General features: G+C 54.9%; 3 protein-coding genes, 11 tRNA genes and 1 rRNA gene (1 of these 15 cut by a window edge). All 15 read right to left on the minus strand.

Annotated elements, in window-relative coordinates; all coding sequences use genetic code 11:
- Positions 1–79: 79 nt before the first annotated feature.
- Complete coding sequence (sigW, locus tag PD282_RS24075; protein WP_274653938.1) at positions 80–646, minus strand: RNA polymerase sigma factor SigW; 567 nt, start codon at positions 644–646, stop codon at positions 80–82.
- Positions 643–1,566: an EamA family transporter gene (locus PD282_RS24080; RefSeq protein WP_274653939.1), complete on the minus strand. Its 924-nt coding sequence runs from the start codon at positions 1,564–1,566 to the stop codon at positions 643–645. Before PD282_RS24080 ends, sigW begins: the two co-directional genes overlap by 4 nt.
- Before the next feature lie 247 nt (positions 1,567–1,813).
- Complete coding sequence (gene ppc / locus PD282_RS24085; RefSeq protein WP_274653941.1) at positions 1,814–4,618, minus strand: phosphoenolpyruvate carboxylase; 2,805 nt, start codon at positions 4,616–4,618, stop codon at positions 1,814–1,816.
- Positions 4,619–4,995: 377 nt separating this feature from the next.
- A tRNA-Gly gene (locus PD282_RS24090) sits at positions 4,996–5,069 on the minus strand.
- Positions 5,070–5,080: 11 nt separating this feature from the next.
- Positions 5,081–5,157: transfer RNA gene (locus PD282_RS24095), tRNA-Pro, on the minus strand.
- Positions 5,158–5,182: 25 nt separating this feature from the next.
- Positions 5,183–5,259: transfer RNA gene (locus PD282_RS24100), tRNA-Arg, on the minus strand.
- A 4-nt stretch (positions 5,260–5,263) separates the two neighbouring features.
- Positions 5,264–5,338, minus strand: a tRNA-Gly gene (locus PD282_RS24105).
- Between the two features lie 201 nt (positions 5,339–5,539).
- Positions 5,540–5,622 (minus strand) — tRNA-Leu (locus tag PD282_RS24110).
- 29 nt (positions 5,623–5,651) lie between these two features.
- A tRNA-Lys gene (locus tag PD282_RS24115) sits at positions 5,652–5,727 on the minus strand.
- A gap of 13 nt (positions 5,728–5,740) precedes the next feature.
- Positions 5,741–5,815: transfer RNA gene (locus PD282_RS24120), tRNA-Gln, on the minus strand.
- A gap of 5 nt (positions 5,816–5,820) precedes the next feature.
- Positions 5,821–5,896 (minus strand) — tRNA-Val (locus PD282_RS24125).
- A 73-nt stretch (positions 5,897–5,969) separates the two neighbouring features.
- Positions 5,970–6,044 (minus strand) — tRNA-Glu (locus PD282_RS24130).
- 7 nt (positions 6,045–6,051) lie between these two features.
- A tRNA-Thr gene (locus PD282_RS24135) sits at positions 6,052–6,127 on the minus strand.
- A gap of 4 nt (positions 6,128–6,131) precedes the next feature.
- Positions 6,132–6,207, minus strand: a tRNA-Asn gene (locus PD282_RS24140).
- Positions 6,208–6,310: 103 nt separating this feature from the next.
- A 23S ribosomal RNA gene (locus PD282_RS24145) occupies positions 6,311–7,397 on the minus strand (it continues 1,842 nt past the right edge of the window).

Here is a 7,397-nt window from a genome sequence, read left to right on the forward strand (position 1 = left end):
TTAAGTTGCAGCAGTATACGTTACGTTCGAGCGGAGACCGCGTTTCATTTTTTGCGAAAATCCGCCGATGGCCTATCCCTTACAGCTTGTGCTCCAGCTTCTTGCGAAGAAACTCGCGGCCCCGGTGAACCCGCGTTTTGATGGTCGTGACCGGCATATCCAGCACTTCGCCGATTTCCTGCAGCGACATTTCCTGCAAATAACGCAGCACCATCACCAACTTGTATTTCGCCGGAAGCGTTTCGATCGCCTGATGGATGATGCGCTGCGTATCGGAGAGCAGCAGCTCGCTTTCGGGCGTCCGGTCGTCGCTTGGAATCATCGCATATCCGTCCAGCCCCTCGTGTTCGTTCGATTCCGCATCCAGCGAATAAACCGGCTTTCGCTTGCGCAACCGGTCGATGCACAAATTGGTGGCAATCCGATAAATCCAGGTGGAAAATTTCATCGTATCGTCATAACGCGCAAGATTGCGATATACGCGCATGAACGTATCCTGCACCACGTCCTCCGCTTCCTGACGGTTGTACAGCATACGATACGCCATATGAAAAAGCTTGTCTTGGTACATGTCCACAATCTCGGCAAAGGCCCCCTGATCGCCTTTCAGAGCCAAGTGCGCAAGACGCGCTTCAACTGATTTCACCGCTTCTCCTCCAGACGCGTGAGGCTCCCCGGGCGATTGCCTCCAGGCCGCTCGGCAATGCCGATACCAATGAAGATCAGCGCAATGCCGGCAATCTTCGCGGCATTCAGCTGCTCGCCGAGCATGAGCCACGACGCCAGCGCGGCGACCGGAAGCTCTACGGCTCCAAGCAGCGCCGCCAGACTGCTTCCGATGCGGGGAATGCCGATATTGAACGCGACGGTCGGCACGACCAGCCCGAGCGCCCCCAGGAGCAGCCCCCAGCCGATCAACGGTCCTTCCGCGGCCCCCGCTCCCGCCTTTGAACCATATAATAACACAATAAACAGGAAGCCTGCGCACATCATGACGACCGATTGCACGATTGGGTCGGATCCCCGATCCAATCGTCCGGTCAGCCAAATAAACAGGCTGTATGTAACGGCCGACAAGAAACCGTATACGATCCCGGCTCCGTCGACCCGGCTGAACGTTGCATCCATCAGCCCGACCGCAAGCAGCGTTCCGCCCATCACGAACGCAACCCCGATCAGCTTGTTTCTGTCCGGCCAAGCCCGCTGCCGCACACTGTCTAGCAAGATGGTAATCCATGTAAACTGAAAAAGCAAGACGATCGCAAATGAAGCTTCAAGCCGCATCAGCGCCAGATTATACAGTACCGTCGTGAGCGACAGGCCGAAGACGCCGACAAGCGACTGCTTGATCCACTGCCCGCGAAAAGGATTCCGCCACTGTCTGAATCGGATCAGCGCGACAATCCCCAATAGCAGCAGGCCGATCCCTGACTGGTGGACCGTCAATTGCTCGAAGGTATAACCGGCATCATAGGTCTTCTTGATGAACGGCGATAGCAATCCATAGCTCGAAGCCCCTACAACGACGCAAACGACGGATAACCAATAGTGCGGCATTCGTTTCATATTTCGGACTCCCTCCGCTTGCGGCGCAAGAACGGATTATCAAAGCCGTCCTTTACGGCGAGCAGATTTCTATCTATCGAGACCGTTCGCCAGAGCAAACCGAATGGTTGTATCAATAAAGACAAAAGCCGGACCCGAAGGAGGCTGCTGCCGCCCGGGCGTCCGGCTTTCGTTTCACATCACAATTCCGGGCCGCAGCCGGCCGGCTTCATTTTCGCCGGACCAGACCTGCGCCGGGCTTTGCCGGTCAGCCCGTATTCCGGAGGCCGGCGGCAATGCCGTTAATCGTCAGCAGTACCTCGCGAAGCAGCTCCGGATCGTCTTCGCCCTTTGCCCGCAGCTTGCGCAGTTCTGCCAGCAGCTGCACTTGCATATAGCTGAGCGGATCGACGTAAGGGTTGCGGAGCCGGATCGACTCCTGAATGACCGGGACGTTATCCAAAATCTCATCCTGGCCGGTTATATCTAGGATAAGCGAAGACGTACGCTTATATTCCTCTTCGATCTGCGAGAAAATCCGGTCGCGAATCGTTTTGTCCTTGATCATGCCCGCATATTCTTTGGCGATGACAAGATCCGCTTTCGCCAATGCCATCTGTAAATTATCAATAAGCGAGGCGAAAAACGGGAAATTCGCATACATATCGCGAAGCGTCTGCACGCGCGCTGGGTCGCCCTGTGCGTACGAATGCAGCGCCGTACCTGCCGCGTACCATGCGGGCAGCAGATAGCGGCTTTGCGTCCACGAGAATACCCAAGGGATAGCGCGAAGATCCTCGAAGCGGTCGCTGTTTTTCCGTTTCGACGGGCGGGACCCGATATTCAGCTCGCCGATTTCCGGCAGCGGTGTCGACTCCTTGAAAAACGTCAGGAAATCCGGATCGCGGAAAATGAGATCCTGGTACTTCTCCAGCGCCGTCTCGGAAATCGTTTTGGAAATCTGCTCCCACTCGGCGACCGCCTGCGCTTCCTCCGCCGGGTATTTCGCCAGCCGCGCCGCCGTTACGAGCGCCCAGGTCGCCTGTTCCAGGCTGCGATGGGCGATGCCTTTCAGCGCATAACGGGACGAGAGCACTTCGCCCTGCTCCGTAATCTTGATGCCTGCTCCGATCGTATGCGGCGGTTGAGCCAGAATGCTGCGGTTCAGCGGCATGCCGCCCCTGCCAAGCGCTCCGCCGCGGCCGTGGAAAAATTTCAGCTTCACGCCGAATTTCCGAGCCGCGCCCGTTATGGCGTTCAGCGCGACGCGCAGTTCCCAGTTGGCCGTAACAACGCCGCCGTCCTTGTTGCTGTCGGAATAACCGAGCATGATTTCATGCTGGTTTCCCATCGCCTCGACCGACTGACGATAAATCGGCAGAGCGAACAGCTGCTCCATAATTTCCGGCGCGGCGTGCAGGTCGTCGATCGTTTCGAACAGCGGCACTGCCTGCAGCGTACAGCGGACCGCACCCGTTTTATCCTTGCGGAACAGCCCGACTTCCTTCGCAAATACCATGACCTCAAGCAAATCGCTGGCGCCCTGCGTCATACTGATCAAGTAGCTTGTAATGCAGCGGGAACCGAACTCCTGCTGCGCCTGGTAGATCGTATGATAGACGTCCAGACATTCGCGCGTGCTTTCCGAATAATCGAAATGAGATGAAGTCAGCGGCCGCGGATCGTTCAGCAAACGGCTCAGCAGTTCGATTTTGTCCTGCTCGCCGAGCGCCGCATAATCGTCCACAATATTCATATTGGCCAAAATTTCCGCCATGGCGTTCTCATGCTCTTTGCTGTGCTGGCGGACGTCGAGCGCGGCCAAATGAAAACCGAACAGCTCCACTTGGCGCACCAGCTTGCGAATATGCGTGTCGGCCACGCAATCGGCAAAATGATGACGCAGGCTGCGGTCGATGATCATCAAGTCTTCCTTCAGCTCTTCGGCACTGTTATAACGCTTCGTCGAGCCTTTCAGCGCGCCGTCGCGCGTATTTGCGAGCTTTTCCAGCATATAGGTCAGCTTGACGCGGTAAGGCTCTTTCTCGTTGCGCCACGGATCCACGCCACGGAGCTCCACCTCTTCCCGGTCGCGCTTCAACGATTCGAGCAGCTCATCCGATACGGTCACGATGGTTGCGCTGAAACTCAAATGACCCATCAGCTCGTTCAGCAGCGCTTCATATTTTTCCAACGCGAGCGAGCGATGCATCGTCAGCGTTTCCCAGGTCACGCTGGCCGTGACGGACGGGTTACCGTCGCGGTCCCCGCCGATCCAGGAGCCGAAACGCAGAAACGCCGGCACATGCCACCGTTTGCCCGGGTAATATTTGTCGAGACAGCGCTCCAGTTCTTCGTATACGCTCGGCAGTACCTCGAACAGCGTCTCGTCGAAGTAATACAACCCGTTGCGCACCTCGTCGACAACGGTCGGCTTGCGATCGCGAAGCTCGTCCGTCTGCCACAGCGTAAGCACCTCGTTCAGCAGCTTGTCACGCAGCCTTTCGCGCTCGCGATAAGTCAAAGTCGGGTTGTCGAGCTCCATCATATCGCCTGCAATCCGCTGATGAATATCGAGCACCGCACGGCGCGTCGCTTCCGTCGGATGCGCCGTCATCACCAGTTCAAGCGAAATGCCTTCGATCATCGATTCGACGTCGGCTTCCGGAATGCCCTGTTCGGTCAATGCCTGAACCGCGCTTTCGATCGAGCCCGGCTGCACCGTTTCCCCGGCCGACCGTTCGTAATCGCGTTTGCGCCGAATGCGGTGATTTTGTTCTGCGATGTTAACCAGTTGAAAATAAATGGCGAACGCGCGAATGATCTGATAACGAATTTCCGGACTCAAGTGCCCGATGACTTGCTTGAACTCCTCGTACAGCTCGGGGACGAATTCCGCCCGCAGCGCCTTGCTCATCTCGCGAATTTTCTCGACATTCTCGAGAAGCTCGTGTCCGCCTTGATGAACAAGCACGTCGCCTAATATATTTCCCAGAAAACGAACATCCCGGCGAAGCAAATTGTTCGTATGCGTCCGGTTGCCCGTTATCGTCGATACAGCTTGATCCGACATACTGTTCCTCCTTAAGGTGTGCGGCATCTGCCGGGCCCAGCTCGGGGCAAAAACCATAACCTTTCAAACCTTAACAAGTCTGCGCATGCAAACCGCCAGCGTTCTTTCCTCAGCTACCCGTGCAGAACCGTTAAACTCACTTTCATCATCATACTACAAATCAACCATCGGTTGAAGCTTTTTTCAAAGCCGATTTTCATGGCAAAAGTTATAAGAAAGCCTTGATTGTCAAGGCTTCAACCCCTATTACCCGCATGAGGGGTAAATGACACGTTATGTCAGCGCTTACTTCGTTCCGACCACATAATACCGTAAAATTGTCACAAAAAATCAAAAAACCCCCTGCCGTTGGCAAGAGGTACAATCTCTTCAATGAATGGAGCGGGTGATGGGAATCGAACCCACGCTACCAGCTTGGAAGGCTGGAGTTCTACCATTGAACTACACCCGCGAGCATTAAAATGGTCGGGACGACACGATTCGAACATGCGACCCCCTGGTCCCAAACCAGGTGCTCTACCAAGCTGAGCTACGTCCCGTTGTGAAAATTAAGCTGCGAAGAAATGGCGTGCCCAGAGAGATTCGAACTCCCGACCTTTTGATTCGTAGTCAAACGCTCTATCCAGCTGAGCTATGGGCACATAATGGAGCGGAAGACGGGAATCGAACCCGCGACCCTCGCCTTGGCAAGGCGATGCTCTACCGCTGAGCCACTTCCGCATGTGTGTTCCTTTAGCTCCCTTTAACTCGGAGCGACAAGTAATAATATATCATCTTTCAGGGCAAATTGCAAATGTTTTTTTAATAACAACGATTTTTTTGAACGACGATACGGGTTTCAAACGCAGCCACTCAAGTGACGCCTCGGGCCCGCCGGCACATAAAAAAACCCTCGTCGTCGAGAGTTGTGAAGCAGGTTTTTGGTGCGCGTAGAGGGACTTGAACCCCCACGGTCTCCCGCCAGATCCTAAGTCTGGTGCGTCTGCCAATTCCGCCATACGCGCTCATTGCGATCTCACCATTCCATCCGAAATGGTGAGCCATGTAGGACTCGAACCTACGACACCCTGATTAAAAGTCAGGTGCTCTACCAACTGAGCTAATGGCTCTAAAAAATAAAAATGGCTGGGGATCTAGGATTCGAACCTAGGCATGACGGAGTCAAAGTCCGTTGCCTTACCGCTTGGCTAATCCCCAGCGAATGGTGGAGGCTGAGGGGATCGAACCCCCGACCCTCTGCTTGTAAGGCAGATGCTCTCCCAGCTGAGCTAAGCCTCCTTAATATTTAACTTCCCCAATTATCGCTAAATTATGAACTGATTTTAGCAGTTAAGGAAATTATTTTTAAAAATGGTGACCCGTAGGGGATTCGAACCCCTGTTACCTCCGTGAAAGGGAGGTGTCTTAACCCCTTGACCAACGGGCCGTATGTATGGAGCTCTCAACCGGGATCGAACCGGTGACCTCATCCTTACCATGGATGCACTCTACCTACTGAGCTATGAGAGCATAATGGCTCCCCGAACAGGACTCGAACCTGTGACAACTCGATTAACAGTCGAGTGCTCTACCAACTGAGCTATCAGGGAACAGTATATTCAGGTGTGTTACACCCTGAAAACTGGATACGAACATCCGATTAATTCTTTAGCTGGTCTTCCGAAGCGGCCTTCACGTGTCCGTGAACACCGATAGGATAAGCCCTCGACCGATTAGTATTCGTCAGCTGCACACGTTGCCGCGCTTCCACCTCGAACCTATCAACCTGGTCGTCTTCCAGGGGTCTTACATACTGGGAAATCTCATCTTGAGGGGGGCTTCACGCTTAGATGCTTTCAGCGCTTATCCCGTCCGTACTTGGCTACCCAGCGGTGCTCCTGGCGGAACAACTGGTACACCAGCGGTACGTCCATCCCGGTCCTCTCGTACTAAGGACAGCTCCTCTCAAATTTCCTGCGCCCGCGACAGATAGGGACCGAACTGTCTCACGACGTTCTGAACCCAGCTCGCGTACCGCTTTAATGGGCGAACAGCCCAACCCTTGGGACCTACTTCAGCCCCAGGATGCGATGAGCCGACATCGAGGTGCCAAACCTCCCCGTCGATGTGGACTCTTGGGGGAGATAAGCCTGTTATCCCCAGGGTAGCTTTTATCCGTTGAGCGATGGCCCTTCCATGCGGTACCACCGGATCACTAAGCCCGACTTTCGTCCCTGCTCGACTTGTCGGTCTCGCAGTCAAGCTCCCTTCTGCCTTTACACGCTTCGAATGATTTCCAACCATTCTGAGGGAACCTTTGGGCGCCTCCGTTACGCTTTAGGAGGCGACCGCCCCAGTCAAACTGCCCGCCTGACACGGTCCCTCTACCCGTTTCAGGGTAGCAGGTTAGAACTCCGATACGATCAGGGTGGTATCCCAACGGCGCCTCCACCGAAGCTGGCGCTCCGGCTTCTTAGGCTCCCACCTATCCTGTACAGATCGTACCAAAGTCCAATATCAAGCTGCAGTAAAGCTCCATGGGGTCTTTCCGTCTTGTCGCGGGTAACCTGCATCTTCACAGGTATTAAAATTTCACCGGATCTCTCGTTGAGACAGCGCCCAAGTCGTTACGCCATTCGTGCGGGTCAGAATTTACCTGACAAGGAATTTCGCTACCTTAGGACCGTTATAGTTACGGCCGCCGTTTACTGGGGCTTCGGTTCACAGCTTCGCCTTGCGGCTTACCGCTCCCCTTAACCTTCCAGCACCGGGCAGGCGTCAGCCCGTATACTTCGCCTTA

Source organism: Paenibacillus humicola (assembly GCF_028826105.1).
In the GTDB taxonomy this organism is placed as follows: domain Bacteria; phylum Bacillota; class Bacilli; order Paenibacillales; family Paenibacillaceae; genus Paenibacillus_Z; species Paenibacillus_Z humicola.

Bases quoted from the DNA above. Each gene is read 5' to 3' on its own strand.
- PD282_RS24080 (WP_274653939.1), bottom strand. From the start codon at position 1,566: ATGAAACGAATGCCGCACTATTGGTTATCCGTCGTTTGCGTCGTTGTA.
- ppc (WP_274653941.1), bottom strand. From the start codon at position 4,618: ATGTCGGATCAAGCTGTATCGACGATAACGGGCAACCGGACGCATACG.